The sequence below is a fragment of the Micromonospora sp. KC723 genome (assembly GCF_004348595.1).
GTDB lineage: Bacteria > Actinomycetota > Actinomycetes > Mycobacteriales > Micromonosporaceae > Micromonospora.
Genome location: NZ_SMKD01000047.1, coordinates 24,262 through 38,839, shown reverse-complemented (window position 1 = coordinate 38,839; position 14,578 = coordinate 24,262). Strand labels below are relative to the sequence as shown.

Genomic DNA, 14,578 nt, shown 5'->3' with positions numbered 1-14,578 from the left:
GCCCCCCACCGCCCCGCCGCTGGGGTGAGCACCGGCCCACCGGCGGCGGCCACCACCACCTCGATGCGCCCGGCTCCGCAAGTCGGGGGTGGCTACGCTGGCGGCATGGCCGTCACCCCGCCCGGCTGGCCCGTGCCGCCGTCCGTGCCCGCCGTCCCGCCGCCGGACGCCCCGCTCCGGATGCCACCGCGCCGGCTGGGCTGGCGACGGATCCTGGTGCTGACCGGGGTGGTGCTGCTGATCGCCGCCTGCGCCGTCTACATGCTCTACACGCTGGGCGCCAACCTCGGCCTGGACGCGCTGCTGGTCGGGGTCGCCGCCGCGATCCTGCCGGTGCCGGTCCTGGTGGCCTGCTTCCTCTGGCTCGACCGGTACGAACCGGAGCCGCTGAAGTACCTGGTCTTCTGCTTCGCCTGGGGGGCGTTCGTCTCCACCGCGGCGTCGCTGACCGTCAACAACGCCGGCGCCCGGCTCTTCGAGCGGTGGGAGCTGCCCTCGGCGCTGACCGCGGTGCTGGTCGCCCCGTTCATCGAGGAGCTGACCAAGGCGCTCGGCCCGATCCTGCTGCTGGTCTTCCGCCGCCGCGAGTGGTCCGGCATCACCGACGGACTGGTCTACTGCGGTCTCTCCGCGGTCGGCTTCGCCATGGTGGAGAACATCCTCTACCTGGGCGGTCTCGGCTACGCCTCGGGCGTCGACGAGTGGGGCCCGGCCACCGGCGTCCGCAACGTCATCGTCATCTTCATCACCCGGATCCTGTTCTTCGGCTTCGCCCATCCGCTCTTCACCTCGATGACCGGTGTGGGGCTGGGCATCGCCGCCCGTACCGCCGACCGGCGGGTGCGGGTCCTCGCCCCGGCGGCGGGCCTGCTGCTGGCGATGATCCTGCACGGCACCTGGAACCTGCTGCCGTCGCTGGTGCAGGCCACCGGCCAGGCGGCGATCTTCTTCTTCGGCATCGTCGCGCTGATGGTGCCGATCTTCTTCGGCATGGTCGGCTTCGCGGTGTGGCTGCGCGCCTGGGAGGGGCGGCTCACCGAGCGGGTCCTGCCGGACTACGTCCGGGCCGGCTGGCTCACCCCGCCGGAGGTGGCCGCGCTGGGCAGCCTGGGCCGGCGGCACGCGGCCCGGGTCTGGGCCCGCCGCGTCGCCGGCGAGCCCGGCCTGCGGGCGATGCGCGGTTACCAGTTCGCCGCCACCCGGCTGGCGCTGCTACGTGACGGCATGCGCCGAGGGCTCGACCGCAAGGTAACCGACCGTGAGCGCACCGCCCGGGAGGAGCGGCAGTTGCTGGAGGCGATCAGCGCCTACCGGTCGTTCTTCGTGGGACGGGATCCACAGGCCCCGGTCGGGATCTGGGACGGGCAGCGCTACCACCTGCGTTTCCCCGACGGGTCGCAGCGTCCCGTCGAGGCCCCGGACTCGCCGGTGGTGCCGATCCCGGTGGTGCTGGCCCCGCCGGCCCCGGCGTACCCGGCCGGTCACGGCCCGCCCGGCTGGTACGGCCCGGGTCCGGTCGCGCCCTGGCGGTCCGGCCGGCCCTGAGCCGGCGTGACGTGAGGCCGGCCGGTGGGGAACGGCCGGGGGCTCAGGTCATCAGGCTGGTCAGGAAGTCGCCGAGCCCCTGGGCCATCACCATCAACCCCGCCCCGATCGCCTTGAACATCTGCGCCGCGCCGTCGGGCCGGAACGCCATGAAGTAGATCAGGAAGGCGACGCCGCCCCAGAGCAGCAGCTTCTTCACGAATACCGGCATCGTCCCTCCCCAGGGCGCTGGATGCGCCTGGCTTCCCGCCGGGAAGCGGCACAAACGGCCGGGCCCGGGCGGTGGGGCGACGGGCGGCTACAGGTAGAGGCCGGTGTTGCCGGTGGGCTCGTGCTCCACCCGCTCGGCGGCGACGGCGTGCACGTCCCGCTCCCGCAGCAGCACGTACCCGCGGCCGTGCAGTTCCACCTCCGACCGGTCGTCCGGGTCGAAGAGCACCCGGTCCCCGGAGACGATCGAGCGGACGTGCGGGCCGACGCCCACCGCGGTGGCCCAGGCCAACCGCTTGCCCATGGCGGCGGTGGCCGGGATCACGATGCCGGCGGTGGAGCGGCGCTCACCCTCACTGCCCTCCATCCGCACCAGCACGCGGTCGTGCAGCAGGCGGATCGGCAGGCCGGAGTCGAGATTCTGGTCGGCGTTCACGCGAAGACGCTACCGCGTGCCCGGGTGACGGTTGTCTCGTGGTCGAGCCGAGTCGGCCCGGGCAATGTGTGGCGGAACTGACATACGGTGACGGATGTCGGACGTACCCTGTCCGGACTGTCGTCGGAAGGCGATCCGGTTTCTTCCCAGGAGGTGCGCTTGAGCCGCTTCGAGCGGGTACGCGCCCGGCTCCGCCGCGCGTACGAGTCGGGCCGGGAGTCGGTGCGCGGCGGACGCACCGACGAGGCCGGAGTGCCGGCGGAGTCCCCGGTTGCCTCGCCCGGGTCGCCCGGGCCGGTGGCGCCGCTGTCGGCCACCGTCGTCGACGCCGGGCCCTCCGCCGCGGCGCACAACTCGACGACCAGCCGGGACGACGCCGACGTGCCGCACGCGCTGCGGATCGCCGCCGCCTGGTCCTGGCGGCTGATCGTGATCGGTGTGGTGGCCTGGGCGCTGCTCAAGATCGTCGGGACGATCAGCATCGTGATCATTCCGCTGGCGGTCGCGCTGCTGCTCTCCGCGTTGCTCGCGCCGGCCGTGGGCTGGCTGCTCAGGGCGCGTTTCCCGAGGTCTCTGGCGACCGGGGTGGTGCTGGTCGGCGGTCTGGCCGCGGTGGTCGGCACGCTCACCCTGGTGGTGAACGAGTTCATCCAGGGCGTGCCGGAGCTGAGCGAGAAGTCGTCGCAGGGCGTACGGCAGATCCAGAACTGGCTGAAGACCGGCCCACTGCACCTGTCGGACAACCAGCTAGACCGGTACATCGACGAGGGTCAGGCGTGGGTGAACGCGAACACCGAGCGGTTCACCAGCGGCGCGCTCTCCACCGCGACCACGCTGGCCGAGGTGCTGACCGGGGCCATCCTGGTGCTCTTCGCCACCTTCTTCTTCCTGCGGGACGGCAACAACATCTGGCGTTTCCTGGTCCGGTTGCTGCCGGTGGCGGCCCGGTGGAAGGTCGACGACGCGGGCCGGGCCTCCTGGGCCACGCTCGGCGCGTACGTCCGGGCCACCGTGCTGGTCGCCTTCATCGACGCGGTCGGGATCGGTATCTTCCTGGTCATCTTCGACGTGCCGTTCGCGTTCCCGCTGGCGGCGCTGGTGTTCCTGGGCGCGTTCATCCCGATCGTCGGGGCGACGCTCTCCGGCGGGGTGGCGGTGCTGGTGGCGCTCGTCGACAGCGGCCCGGTGACCGCGCTGATCATCCTGGGCGCGGTGATCGGTGTGCAGCAGGTCGAGGGGCACGTGCTCCAGCCGCTGATCATGGGACGGGCGGTGGCGATCCACCCGCTCGCGGTGATCATCGGGATCGCGGCCGGCGTGGTACTGGCGGGCATCACCGGCGCGCTGGTCGCGGTGCCGCTGATCGCGGTGCTCAACACCGCGGTCCGCCGGCTGGCCGCCCGTTCCGTGCCGGACACGCCACCGGACGCCGTGGTGGTCGCCTCCCAGGCGCCCTGACCGACCGCCGTGCGCGTCGTTCTGGGTCGTCCGGCACGGGGGACGGCGCCGTTCGCGGCATCCCGCGCCGCGCCGACGGCCACGTCCGACCGCGCCGCCCGGACGCGGTGTCGCCGCCCGCTCAGGCCTTGGCCAGGCGTTCGAGCGCGCCGAGGGCCACCTCGGGACGGGTCGTGTACCAGAACGGGGGCAGCGAACGGCGCAGGAACGGCCCGTAGCCCCGCGCGGTCTCCAGCCGCGAGTCGAGCACCGCGACCACACCCCGGTCGCCGGTGGACCGGATCAGCCGGCCGACTCCCTGTGCCAGCCGGACCGCCGCGATCGGCACGCTGACCGCCGAGAAACCGGAGCCGCCGCTGGCGTCCACCGCCGCCGCCCGGGCCGCCGCGAGCGGCTCGTCGGGGCGGGGGAAGGGCAGCCGGTCGATCACCACGAGCTGGCAGGAGTCGCCCGGCACGTCCACCCCCTGCCAGAGCGACATCACCCCGAACAGGCAGCTCGACCGCTCCTCCCGGAACCGGCGGACCAGCAGCGGCAGCGCCTCCTCGCCCTGGAGCAGCACCGGCAGGTCGGTCCGCGCCCGGACCAGCTCCGCGGCCTGCTGCGCGGCCCGTCGCGACGAGAAGAGCCCGAGGGTACGCCCACCGAGCGCGCCGACCAGCGCCAGCAGCTCCTCGCCGGCCAGGTCGGGCAGCCCGGACACGCTCGGGCGGGGCAGGTGCGCGGCGACGTAGAGGATGCCCTGACGGGCGTAGTCGAACGGGGAACCGACGTCCAGCGAGCGCCAGCCGGGTCCCTCGGTGGCCGGGACGGTGCCGGTGGCGGCCCGGCTGCCCGGCGCGGCGGCCACCGGGATGGCGGGGCCCACCGCGTTGCCACGGGCGGTGTTGGCGGCGAGCGCGGCGGCGGCCGGCGTCGGCGGGGCGGGCGGGGGAGCGTCCAGCCCGAGGGCCCGGGCCACCGTGTCGAACCGGCCGCCCAGGGTCAGGGTGGCGGAGGTGGCGACGACGGTGCGCTCCTCGTACAGGTGGGTGGCGAGGGTGCCGGCGACCGACAGCGGCGCGACCACCAGCGCCCGCCGGTTGCCGTTCTCCGGCTTCTCCACCCAGGCGACGTCGTGGTCGGCCTCCTCCAGCAGTCGTTGCGCGGTGGTGGAGAGCTCGTCCAGCACCGCCTTGGCCTGCTGCTTGCGGACCGGGTCGGGGTCGTCCGCCTTGACGTCGCCGATCGCGTCCAGCGCGGCCCGGGTCGCCGCGTCGAGCAGCGTGCACGCCTCGCGGAGCGGGGCCGGCAGTCCGGCGGTGAGCCGCCCGGCCGGCACCTCGGCCAGCCCGACGGCGAGTGCGTCGCCGGCCTCGGTGAGCCGGTCGGCGACATCCGGCTTGAGCAGCGGCCGGGCCCGGCGGGCCGACCGGTCGATCAGCTCCGGGACCAGCTCGGCCTGGGAGGCGGAGGAGACCCGGTCGGCCAGCTCGTGCGCCTCGTCGATGATCAGCAGCTTGTGCGGCGGCACGATGTGCCGGTCGGCCAGCATGTCGACCGCGAGCAGGCTGTGGTTGGTGACCACGATGTCGGCCTCGCGGGCCCGTGCCCGGGAGGCCTCGGCGAAGCACTCCTGGCCGAACGGGCAGCGGGTGGCCCCGACGCACTCTCGTGCCGGCATGGAGACCAGCCGCCAGGCCTGGTCGTCCACGCCCGGGTCCAGTTCGTCCCGGTCGCCGGTGGGGGTCTCGTCCGCCCAGTCGCGCAGCCGCTGGATCTGCTTGCCGAGCCGACCGGCCTCGCCGAGCCACTTCGTGCCGCCGCCCGGACGGGCGGCGGGCGCGTCGAAGAGGGTGTCCTCCGGCTCGTCCTCGTTGGAGTTGTCGAGCCGGGCCAGGCAGAGGTAGTGGTGTCTTCCCTTGAGCACGGCGAAGGTGGGCCGGCGACCGAGTAGCGGCTCGACGGCGTCGGCGAGTCGGGGCAGGTCGTGCTCGACGAGTTGGGACTGCAACGCCAGGGTGGCGGTGGAGACCACCACCGGACCGTCCACGGTCAACGCCGGGGCGAGGTACGCCAGCGACTTGCCGGTGCCGGTGCCGGCCTGGACCAGCAGGTGCTCACCGGCGGCGACGGACCGCTCGATCGCCTCGGTCATCTGCTGCTGGCCGGGCCGGGCCGCGCCGCCGGGGACCGCGCCCACGGCCGCGGCCAGCAGCTCGCTCGCGCTGGGTCTGGCCCCCCGACGCCGGCCGCGGGCCGACGGGGTGGCGGTGCCGGTGGCGGTGTGGGGCGGGGTCACCGTGCGACGGTACCCGCCGGCCCCGACAGGGGCCGGGCCGACGCCCGGGCGGGATGGCAACGGCATGGAATCACACCCCACGTGTCCGGTAACTTCCCCGCAGCGACGGTCGGGCGGAATCGGCTAGGGTGCGACCATGCCGAGCGATGTGGTCCGTGTGATCTACCGCAAGTACGACGGCAGCGCCCACCGCGACTACCCGGCCCGCCGGCTGACCGAGGACGACCTCGGCGTCTGGCTGGGCGTGCCGGCCGGCACCGAGTCGGTCTACCACGGCCGTCCGTCGGTCGAGCAGATCCCGTTCGTGTTGCTCGTGCCGCACCACGCCTGGTGGACGGGGATGTTCAACCCGCCGCCGCGCACCAGCGAGGTCTACTGCGACATCACCACCCCGGCGCGTTGGGAGGGCGACGACACGGTCCACCTGGTCGACCTGGACCTGGACGTGGTGCGCCGCCGGGCCACCGGCCTCGTGGAACTCCGTGACGAGGACGAGTTCGCCGAGCACCGGGAGCGGTTCGGCTATCCGGCGGATCTGGTCGCCGAGGCGGAGGCGGCGGCCCGCTGGCTGCTCGGCGCACTGGGCGACGGCAGCGAGCCGTTCAGCACGTCGTACCGCAAGTGGCTGGCCCTGGTGGTCTGAGCGGGGCTCACCGGCTGACTCGTCCGCGTCCCGACGGTCGGCGGACCGAGGGGAAGCGCCGTCCGCCGTCCGCGAGCGGCAGCACGTCGGACGGGGTCGCTCGGGAGGCGGGGACCGGCGGCGTGGGTGAGGATCGGGGGATGGGAACGCTCGACGGATCGCAGATCGTCCCGCCGACGGGAAGCACGATGCGGGAACTGCTGCGGGTCTCCTCGACGGGCGCGCCGGTGGACCTGGGAGCGATCGACCCCCGGTCCACTCCCGGCCTGCCCGCGGTGGCGGGTCGCGGCCACGACCGCAAGGCGTGGGCGCGCGAGCAGGTGGAGCTGGTCGGCGTCGGACTGGGACGGCAGCAGGAGATGCTCTTCGCCACCGCCAAGGCCGCGGCCGGCCCGGGCGCGCCGGCGAGCGCCCCGGCGGCGGCCGGCGGGCACCTGGGCGGGGACCGGCCGGGGCGGCTGCTGCTGGTGCTCCAGGCGATGGACTGTGGCGGCAAGGACGGCGCGGTGAAGCGGGTGGCGGGGGCGATGAACCCGCTCGGCCTGCACATCCGCTCATTCGGCCCGCCGACCGGGGAGGAGTTGCGACACGACTTCCTGTGGCGGATCCGGCGGGCCCTGCCGCCGCCCGGGTACGTCGGTGTCTTCAACCGGTCCCACTACGAGGACGTGCTGGTGGCCCGGGTCGACCGACTGGTGCCGGAGGCCACCTGGCGAGCCCGGTACGACGAGATCAACACCTTCGAGCGGGAACTGGTCGACGCCGGGGTAACCCTGGTCAAGGTGATGCTGCACATCTCCCACGCGGAGCAGGGGGAGCGGTTGGCGGAGCGGCTGACCGACCCGACGAAGCACTGGAAGTACGACCCGGGCGATCTCGACGCGCGGGCCCACTGGGACGACTACCGGGCCGCGTACGCCGAGGCGCTGGGCCGGTGCGGCACGGCCGACGCCCCGTGGTTCGTGGTCCCGGCGGACCGTAAGTGGTACCGGGACTGGGCGCTGGCCCACCTGCTGTCGGAGACGTTCGCCGCCCTGCATCTCGGGTATCCGGCTGCGGGTTTCGACGTCGAGCGGGAGCTTCGGCGGCTGCGGAGCGGTGAGCCGTCGCGACGGGGTGAAGCGGAGCAAGGTTAACGGAAGGTAAACGACCAGTGAATCGAGCCTGACCGGGGGTGGGCCGGCTGATACCGGGATCAGCGGGGTACCTAGCATTCCCGGAGCAGACGCCCCTGGGGTGTGGCCACCCTTCCACCAACACGACGAGGTCCGTGCTGTGAAGTTTTCCTTCCGCCCGAACGAGGGCGCCTTCTACGAGCTCTTCACCAGGGCCGCGCAGAACCTGGTGAAGGGCACCACTCTGCTCAACGAGCTGGCGCTGCCCGACGTCGAGGTGCAGTCGGTGAGCGAGCGGTTGACCGAGGTCGAGCACGACAGCGACCAGATCACCCACGAGCTGTACAAGAAGATCAACTCGACCTTCATCACGCCGTTCGACCGGGAGGACATCTACCGGCTCGGTTCGCTGCTCGACGACGTGATGGACCACCTGGAGGCGGTCGGCAACCTGCTCTACCTCTACGGCCTGACCAAGCTCCCCTCGCTGCCCCGCGAGATGCACGAGATGGTCAACGTCCTCGACCAGCAGGCGAAGCTGACCGCCGAAGCCATGCCCCGACTGCGGTCGATGAAGGACCTCGAGGACTACTGGATCGAGTGCAACCGGCTGGAGAACGACGGCGACCAGGCGTACCGCATGCTGCTGGTCCGCCTCTTCTCCGGTGAGTACGACGCGTTGACCGTGTTGAAGATGAAGGAGGTGGCCGACGAGCTGGAGGCCGCCTGTGACGCCTTCGAGCACGTGGCGAACACCGTCGAGACCATCGCGGTCAAGGAGTCCTGATTCCTGTGACTCCCGAACTCATCGCCGTGCTGGCGGTGATCGGGGTGGCCCTGGTGTTCGACTACACCAACGGCTTCCACGACGCCGCCAACGCGATCGCGACCAGCATCTCCACCCGGGCCCTGACACCCCGGGTGGCCCTGGCCATGGCGGCGGTCGGCAACTTCATCGGCGCCCACTTCGGCGCCGAGGTGGCCAAGACCGTCGGCAGCGGTCTGGTCAAGCTTCCCACCGGTCAGGCCAGCCTGGGCATCGTCTTCGCCGGTGTCATCGGCGCGATCGTCTGGAACCTGATCACCTGGTACTTCGGTCTGCCGTCCTCGTCGTCGCACGCGCTGATCGGCGGTCTGGTCGGCTCTACCATCGCCGCCTCCGGCACGGTGTTGTGGAGCGGCATCGGCGAGAGCGTCGTCATCCCGATGGTGCTGTCGCCGATGGTCGGTTTCCTGCTCGGCTACATCGTCATGATCGCCGTGCAGTGGATCTTCCGGAAGGGGCATCCGGGCAGGCTGAACCGGGGCTTCCGCTGGGCGCAGACCGCGTCCGCCGCCGCCATGTCCGTCGGTCACGGCATGCAGGACGCGGCCAAGACCATCGGCATCGTGGTGCTCGCACTCTACGTCGGCGGCTTCCAGAACAACCCGACGTTCATCCCCGAGTGGGCGTTCTGGACCTCGGCCGCCGTCCTCGCCGCCGGCACCTACGCCGGTGGCTGGCGGATCATCCGTACGCTCGGTCGGAAGATCATCGACCTGGGGCCGCCGGAGGGCTTCGCGGCGGAGACGGTGGCCAGCTCGGTGCTCTACTTCAACGCCCTGGTGCTCGGCGCGCCGATCTCGACCACCCACACCATCACCTCGGCGATCATGGGCGTCGGCGCCACCAAGCGGCTCTCCGCCGTCCGGTGGGGGGTGGCCGGCAACATCATCGGCGCCTGGATCCTGACCTTCCCGGCCGCCGGCACCATCGGCGCGCTGATGTACTTCCTGGTCCGTCCGCTGTTCAGCTGACCGGCCGCCGCACGGGCCCCGTCACCGTCCGGTGGCGGGGCCCACCGCGTTCCCGGCGGCCGCGCCGCACGCAGGGCGGGCACGTCGCCGTGGTGGTCGACCACCGTCAGGAGTAGTCGACCCCGATCTGCTCCCGGATGCCGTCCAGCAGCGCCATCACCTCCAGCGTCGCCGAGTGCGGCACCAGCGGGCTCTCGGTCAGCCCCGCGGCCAGGCAGCGCTGCACCTCGGCGGCCTCGTCCTGGTAGCCGCCGCCGACCAGCTCACCGTGGAGGGTCTCCGGCTCCGCCCCGGCCCGGTGCAGCACCGCCGCGCCGGGCCGGAAGAACGGCTCCGGAAGGTCGATCCGGCCGGTGGTGCCGACGATCGAGGCGGTCACCCTCGACGGACCCACCAGGCCGCAGCTCAGCGTGGCGACCGCGCCCGAGTCGTAACCGAGGACGATGCCGGTGTTCTCGTCCACGCCCTCCGGGCTGATCTTGGCCCAGGCTCGCACATGCTGCGGCACGCCGCAGAGCAGGTGGGCCAGGCTCACCGGGTAGACCCCGAGGTCCAGCAGTGCGCCGCCACCCAGCGCCCGGGCCCGCAGCCGGTGCTCCGGTGGGAACGGCCCGGCCAGCCCGAAGTCGGCCCGGACGCCGGTCAGCTCACCGATCGCCCCGTCGCCCACCAGCTCGACCACCCGCCGGACGAGCGGGTTGGTCCGCATCCACATGGCCTCCATCAGGAAGATCCCGCGGGCGCGGGCCGTCTCGACCAACTCGGTGGTGGTCGGCAGGTCGAGGGTGAACGGCTTCTCCACCAGCGCCGCCCGCCCGGCGTCCAGGCAGACCCGGGTGGCCTCGTAGTGGGCGGCGTGCGGGGTGGCCACGTAGATCACGTCCACCTCGTCGTCGGCCGCCAGTGCGGTCCACGTGCCGTACCACCGGGGAATCTCGTGCCGGGCGGCGAACCGTTCGGCGCTCTCCGGCGTGCGCGAGCCGACCGCGACCAGTTCGGCCCCGGGCACCAGCCGTAGGTCCTCGGCGAAACGGGCGGCGATGTTTCCGGTGGCCAGGATTCCCCAACGCGTCATGGCGGCCACGCTATCCCGGGCCCCCGCACGGGCGGGAGGGCCATCCACGGGCCGGGAACTAGGCTCGCGGGATGACGATCGACGGCTTCGCGGCACCGCCCGCCCTGGTGGAGCACGCCCGCCGGTTCCGCGCCGAGGGCGGCGTCCCGGCGGTGCCCCGGGTCGCCGCCACCGTGCTGCTGCTGCGTCCGACCGGTGCCGACTTCGAGGTGTACGTCATCCGCCGGGCCGCCGCGATGACCTTCGGCGGGGTGTACGCCTTCCCCGGCGGCGGGGTGGACCGCTCCGACTCGCAGGCACACCTGGAGTGGGCCGGCCCGCGACCGGCCGCCTGGGGTGCCAGGTTGGGACTGCCGCCGGAGGCCGCCCAGGCGGTGGTCTGCGCGGCGGCGCGGGAGGTCTTCGAGGAGGCCGGCGTGCTGCTGGCCGGCCCCGACGTCGCGACGGTGGTCGGCGATGTCAGCGGCGACGACTGGGAGGCGGCCCGACAGGATCTGGAGGCCCGTCGGGTGGGCTTCGCCGGCCTGCTGGCCGGCCGACGCCTGACGCTCCGGTCCGACCTGCTGCTGCCGTGGAGCCGCTGGATCACGCCCGAGTTCGAGCCGCGCCGCTTCGACACGTACTTCTTCCTGGCCCTGCTGCCGGAGGGTCAGCGGACCCGGGACGTCTCCGGCGAGGCCGACCACACGATGTGGGTCCGCCCGGCGGACGCCCTGGCCCGGGCGGAGGCCGGTGAGCTGGCCATGCTGCCGCCGACCCTGGTCACCCTGGCCCAGGTCGCCGCCGCCGGCGACCTGGCGGGGGTCGCCCGCGCGGCGGCCGGCCGCGACGCCGCCACCCCGGTCACCCCCCGCCTCGACGACTCCGGGGCCGACGGACCCCGCTTCGTCCTGCCCTGATGTGCGTACCGGGCCGCTCGCCCGTTCGGGGCAGCGGCGGCCGGCGGTCGTGCCCAGGGCGGTCAGCCGGCTCCACGCAGGTAACGCTCGCCGAGCGTGCGCAGCAGATCGCGCAGCTCGGGCGGGTGCTGGACGGTGACGTCGGCGTCGAGCATGCCGAGCCAGACGGCGATCGTCTCCAGCCGGTCGGCGCCGGTGTGCAGCAGGCAGCGGGCGGAGTCGACCGGCTCGACGGTGCCGACGGCCGGGTTGATCCGGGCGGTCACCACCTCGGCGGGGGCGTGCACGAGGATCCGTGCCCGGTGCCGCCAGGCGGCGGACGACACCCCGCGCCGGATCCGGTCCGCCACGTCCTCGGGCAGTTCCCGGGGCGTGAAGCGGGGGCCGGTCGGGGTGCGCGGGGTGATCCGGTCCACCCGGAAGGTCCGCCAGTCGCCCCGCTGCGGGTCGAAGGCGACCAGATACCAGCGCCGGCCCCAGGTGACCAGCCGGTACGGCTCGACGTCCCGCCGGCCGGTGGTGCCGTCGTGCCCGGCGTAGTCGAAGCGGAGCCGTTCCCGGTCGCGGCAGGCGGAGCTGAGCAGGCTGAGGGTGTCCGCGTCCACGGTGGGGCCGGGCTCGTCGTGGGGCACCCGCACGGTGTACGCGCCGAGCGCGGCTACCCGGCGACGCAGCCGGGCCGGCAGCACCTGTTCCAGCTTGGCCAGGGCCCGCAGGGACGTCTCCTCGATCCCCGCGACGCCGCCGGCGGCGGTACGCAGCCCGACGGCGACCGCGACCGCCTCCTCGTCGTCGAGCAGCAGCGGCGGCAGGGCCGCGCCGGCGCCGAGCCGGTAGCCGCCCACCGCGCCCCGGGTGCCGTGCACCGGATAACCCAGGTTCCGCAGCCGGTCGATGTCGTTGCGCACGGTACGGGTGCTGACGTTGAGCCGTTCGGCCAGCTCGGGGCCGGTCCAGTCGCGGGCTGTCTGCAACAGCGACAGCAGGCGCAGCAGCCGCGCCGAGGTCTCCAACATGCCTGCGAGCATGCCAGCGAATCAGGAACAAAGTCTTCCTATTCGATCTCTACGCTCGGAGCATGGCTGAGCAGACCGCGATCGTCCCGTTCCGTATCGACATCCCCCAGGCCGACCTGGACGACCTGACCGACCGGCTGGCCCGCACCCGCTGGACCGAGGAACTGCCCGCCGACCCCGGAGCCACCCCGGCCGGCCCCGTCCCGCCCGGCTGGGAGTACGGTGTGCCGCTCGGCTACGTCCAGCGCCTCGTCGAGCGGTGGCGCACCACGTACGACTGGCGGGCGTGGGAGGCGAAGCTCAACGCGTACCCGCAGTTCACCACCGAGATCGACGGCCAGAACATCCACTTCCTGCACGTCCGCTCGCCCGAGCCGGACGCCACCCCGCTGATCCTCACCCACGGCTGGCCGACCAGCCCGGTGGAGTGGCTGAACGTCATCGGGCCGCTGACCGACCCGCGGGCACACGGCGGTGACCCTGCCGACGCGTTTCACCTGGTGATCCCGTCGTTGCCCGGCTTCGGCTTCTCCGGGCCCACCCGGGAGCGGGGCTGGAACCGGTTCCGGGTGGCCCGGGCCTGGGCGGAGTTGATGCGCCGGCTCGGGTACGACCGCTACGGCGCGGCCGGCAACGACTCCGGTTCGTCCGTCTCGCCGGAGGTCGGCCGGGCCGACCCGGAGCGCGTGATCGGGGTGCACGTCACCCAGGTCTTCTCCTTCCCCTCCGGTGACCCGGCCGAGTTGGACAGGCTGACCGGGCAGGAGAAGGACAGCCTCGCCTTCGGCGAGTGGTTCGTGCGCAACCGCGGCGGGTACGACAAGCTCCAGTCCACCGAGCCGCAGAACGTGGCGCACGCGCTGGCCGACTCCCCGGTGGGGCAGCTCGGCTGGAGTGCCCAACTCCTCGGCGAGTTCCTCGATCCGGACTTCGTGCTGACCAACGTGATGATCTACTGGTTGACCAACACGGCCGCCTCGGCTGCGCGCTTCTACTACGAGGACGCGGCGGCGGTGCATCCCACGCAGAAGGTCAACGGGCGCGGCGCCGAACGCCTCGCACCGACCACCGTGCCGCTCGGGCTGTCGAACTTCGCCTGGGACTACCAGTCGGTCCGCACCCTGGCCGAGCGTGACCACGCCACCATCGTCTCCTGGCACACCCACGACCAGGGCAGCCACTTCGCCGCCCAGGACGCCCCCGGCCTGCTGGTCGCCGACATCCGCGGGTTCTTCGCCGAGGTCCGCTGACCGCGAGACCGAGGCGCGCGGCCACCCGGCGCGCGGCGGGCCGGGCGCCGGGTGGCCGCGCGCATGTCAGCCGAAGCGGCCGGTGATGTAGTCCTCGGTCTTCTTCTGACCCGGATTGCTGAAGATCTTCTGGGTGTTGTCGTACTCGATGAGGCGGCCCGGGTCGCCGGTCTTCTCGATGGAGAAGAAGGCGGTCCGGTCCGACACCCGGGCGGCCTGCTGCATGTTGTGCGTGACGATGATGATGGTGAACTTGTCCTTGAGCTGGAACATCAGGTCCTCGATGGCCAGCGTGGAGATCGGGTCCAGCGCCGAGCAGGGCTCGTCCATCAGCACCACCTGCGGCTCGACCGCGATGGTCCGGGCGATGCAGAGCCGCTGCTGCTGGCCGCCGGAGAGACCCGCGCCCGGCTTGCCGAGGCGGTCCTTCACCTCGTCCCAGAGGTTCGCCGAGCGGAGCGCCTTCTCGGCGGCCTCGTCCAGGATCGACTTGCGGCGGACGCCGTTGAGCCGCAGACCGGCCACCACGTTCTCGTAGATGCTCATCGTCGGGAACGGGTTGGGACGCTGGAAGACCATTCCGATCATGCGGCGGACGGCCGTCACGTCGACGTCGCGGTCGTAGATGTCCTGGCCGTCGATGGTGAGGTTGCCCTCGACCCGGGCCCCCGGCAGCACCTCGTGCATCCGGTTGATCGAGCGGAGAAAGGTCGACTTGCCGCAGCCGGACGGGCCGATCAGGGCGGTGACCGTCTTCGGTTCCACGGTGAGGTTGATGTTCTCGATCGCCTTGAAGGCACCGTAGTAGGCGGTGACGTTCGTGGCGTCGATGCGCTTGGCCATGGTGGTGGTA

At 72.8% G+C, this 14,578-nt stretch carries 13 protein-coding genes and 2 pseudogenes; 8 read left to right on the top strand and 7 right to left on the bottom strand.

Annotated features, from left to right (window positions below):
* Positions 1 to 63: 63 nt before the first annotated feature.
* On the top strand, positions 64 to 1,545 hold the full coding sequence (locus E1165_RS13370; RefSeq protein ID WP_132391293.1) for a PrsW family intramembrane metalloprotease: 1,482 nt from the start codon (positions 64 to 66) through the stop codon (positions 1,543 to 1,545).
* Between the two features lie 43 nt (positions 1,546 to 1,588).
* Here E1165_RS13370 and E1165_RS28960 read toward each other — a convergent pair whose 3' ends face one another.
* Positions 1,589 to 1,756 (bottom strand): hypothetical protein, encoded by a 168-nt coding sequence (locus tag E1165_RS28960; protein WP_165945215.1) that lies wholly within the window; start codon positions 1,754 to 1,756, stop codon positions 1,589 to 1,591.
* Between the two features lie 87 nt (positions 1,757 to 1,843).
* Positions 1,844 to 2,191, bottom strand: coding sequence for a co-chaperone GroES (locus E1165_RS13365; RefSeq protein WP_132391283.1), 348 nt, complete (start codon positions 2,189 to 2,191; stop codon positions 1,844 to 1,846).
* Positions 2,192 to 2,299: 108 nt separating this feature from the next.
* Between E1165_RS13365 and E1165_RS13360 the strand changes: the two genes are divergently transcribed.
* The gene (locus tag E1165_RS13360) at positions 2,300 to 3,649 is read left to right on the top strand and encodes an AI-2E family transporter (RefSeq protein ID WP_371687338.1); all 1,350 of its coding nucleotides are present in this window, start codon (positions 2,300 to 2,302) and stop codon (positions 3,647 to 3,649) included.
* Positions 3,650 to 3,770: 121 nt separating this feature from the next.
* Here the strand turns inward: E1165_RS13360 and E1165_RS30730 are convergent.
* A pseudogene (locus E1165_RS30730) lies at positions 3,771 to 4,457 on the bottom strand (ATP-dependent DNA helicase); the annotation flags it as partial.
* 114 nt (positions 4,458 to 4,571) lie between these two features.
* Positions 4,572 to 5,930: pseudogene (locus tag E1165_RS30725) on the bottom strand (ATP-dependent DNA helicase); the annotation flags it as partial.
* A gap of 136 nt (positions 5,931 to 6,066) precedes the next feature.
* On the opposite strand from E1165_RS30725, the gene E1165_RS13350 reads away from it, so the two are divergent.
* The 4 genes from E1165_RS13350 (at position 6,067) to E1165_RS13335 (ending at position 9,485) form a co-directional block, all read left to right on the top strand.
* The gene (locus E1165_RS13350) at positions 6,067 to 6,573 is read left to right on the top strand and encodes a DUF402 domain-containing protein (RefSeq protein WP_132391277.1); all 507 of its coding nucleotides are present in this window, start codon (positions 6,067 to 6,069) and stop codon (positions 6,571 to 6,573) included.
* Positions 6,574 to 6,713: 140 nt separating this feature from the next.
* Positions 6,714 to 7,709 carry a PPK2 family polyphosphate kinase gene (locus E1165_RS13345; protein WP_243704740.1) on the top strand — a complete coding sequence of 332 codons (996 nt, stop codon included), beginning with the start codon at positions 6,714 to 6,716 and terminating at the stop codon, positions 7,707 to 7,709.
* 139 nt (positions 7,710 to 7,848) lie between these two features.
* Entirely contained in the window at positions 7,849 to 8,475 is a 627-nt protein-coding gene (locus tag E1165_RS13340; protein ID WP_132391275.1) for a DUF47 domain-containing protein, read from the top strand.
* A gap of 5 nt (positions 8,476 to 8,480) precedes the next feature.
* The gene (locus tag E1165_RS13335; RefSeq protein WP_132391273.1) at positions 8,481 to 9,485 is read left to right on the top strand and encodes an inorganic phosphate transporter; all 1,005 of its coding nucleotides are present in this window, start codon (positions 8,481 to 8,483) and stop codon (positions 9,483 to 9,485) included.
* A 106-nt stretch (positions 9,486 to 9,591) separates the two neighbouring features.
* Here the strand turns inward: E1165_RS13335 and E1165_RS13330 are convergent, their stop codons facing one another.
* The gene (locus tag E1165_RS13330; protein WP_132391271.1) at positions 9,592 to 10,560 is read right to left on the bottom strand and encodes a Gfo/Idh/MocA family protein; all 969 of its coding nucleotides are present in this window, start codon (positions 10,558 to 10,560) and stop codon (positions 9,592 to 9,594) included.
* A gap of 71 nt (positions 10,561 to 10,631) precedes the next feature.
* Between E1165_RS13330 and E1165_RS13325 the strand changes: the two genes are divergently transcribed.
* Entirely contained in the window at positions 10,632 to 11,459 is an 828-nt protein-coding gene (locus E1165_RS13325; RefSeq protein WP_132391269.1) for an NUDIX domain-containing protein, read from the top strand.
* Between the two features lie 62 nt (positions 11,460 to 11,521).
* On the opposite strand, the gene E1165_RS13320 is transcribed toward E1165_RS13325, so the two are convergent.
* On the bottom strand, positions 11,522 to 12,475 hold the full coding sequence (locus E1165_RS13320; RefSeq protein ID WP_132391267.1) for a YafY family protein: 954 nt from the start codon (positions 12,473 to 12,475) through the stop codon (positions 11,522 to 11,524).
* Between the two features lie 62 nt (positions 12,476 to 12,537).
* Between E1165_RS13320 and E1165_RS13315 the strand changes: the two genes are divergently transcribed.
* Complete coding sequence (locus E1165_RS13315) at positions 12,538 to 13,725, top strand: epoxide hydrolase family protein (protein WP_132391265.1); 1,188 nt, start codon at positions 12,538 to 12,540, stop codon at positions 13,723 to 13,725.
* Positions 13,726 to 13,791: 66 nt separating this feature from the next.
* Here E1165_RS13315 and pstB read toward each other — a convergent pair whose 3' ends face one another.
* Positions 13,792 to 14,568: a phosphate ABC transporter ATP-binding protein PstB gene (gene pstB, locus E1165_RS13310; protein ID WP_132391289.1), complete on the bottom strand. Its 777-nt coding sequence runs from the start codon at positions 14,566 to 14,568 to the stop codon at positions 13,792 to 13,794.
* Positions 14,569 to 14,578: the final 10 nt, after the last annotated feature.

What these genes read in the sequence shown, in the direction of transcription:
- E1165_RS13370 (WP_132391293.1), top strand. Translation starts at nt 64, where the DNA reads ATGCGCCCGGCTCCGCAAGTCGGGGGTGGCTACGCTGGCGGCATGGCC.
- E1165_RS28960 (WP_165945215.1), bottom strand. Translation starts at nt 1,756, where the DNA reads ATGCCGGTATTCGTGAAGAAGCTGCTGCTCTGGGGCGGCGTCGCCTTC.
- E1165_RS13350 (WP_132391277.1), top strand. Translation starts at nt 6,067, where the DNA reads ATGCCGAGCGATGTGGTCCGTGTGATCTACCGCAAGTACGACGGCAGC.
- E1165_RS13345 (WP_243704740.1), top strand. Translation starts at nt 6,714, where the DNA reads ATGGGAACGCTCGACGGATCGCAGATCGTCCCGCCGACGGGAAGCACG.
- E1165_RS13330 (WP_132391271.1), bottom strand. Translation starts at nt 10,560, where the DNA reads ATGACGCGTTGGGGAATCCTGGCCACCGGAAACATCGCCGCCCGTTTC.
- E1165_RS13325 (WP_132391269.1), top strand. Translation starts at nt 10,632, where the DNA reads ATGACGATCGACGGCTTCGCGGCACCGCCCGCCCTGGTGGAGCACGCC.
- E1165_RS13320 (WP_132391267.1), bottom strand. Translation starts at nt 12,475, where the DNA reads ATGTTGGAGACCTCGGCGCGGCTGCTGCGCCTGCTGTCGCTGTTGCAG.
- E1165_RS13315 (WP_132391265.1), top strand. Translation starts at nt 12,538, where the DNA reads ATGGCTGAGCAGACCGCGATCGTCCCGTTCCGTATCGACATCCCCCAG.
- pstB (WP_132391289.1), bottom strand. Translation starts at nt 14,568, where the DNA reads ATGGCCAAGCGCATCGACGCCACGAACGTCACCGCCTACTACGGTGCC.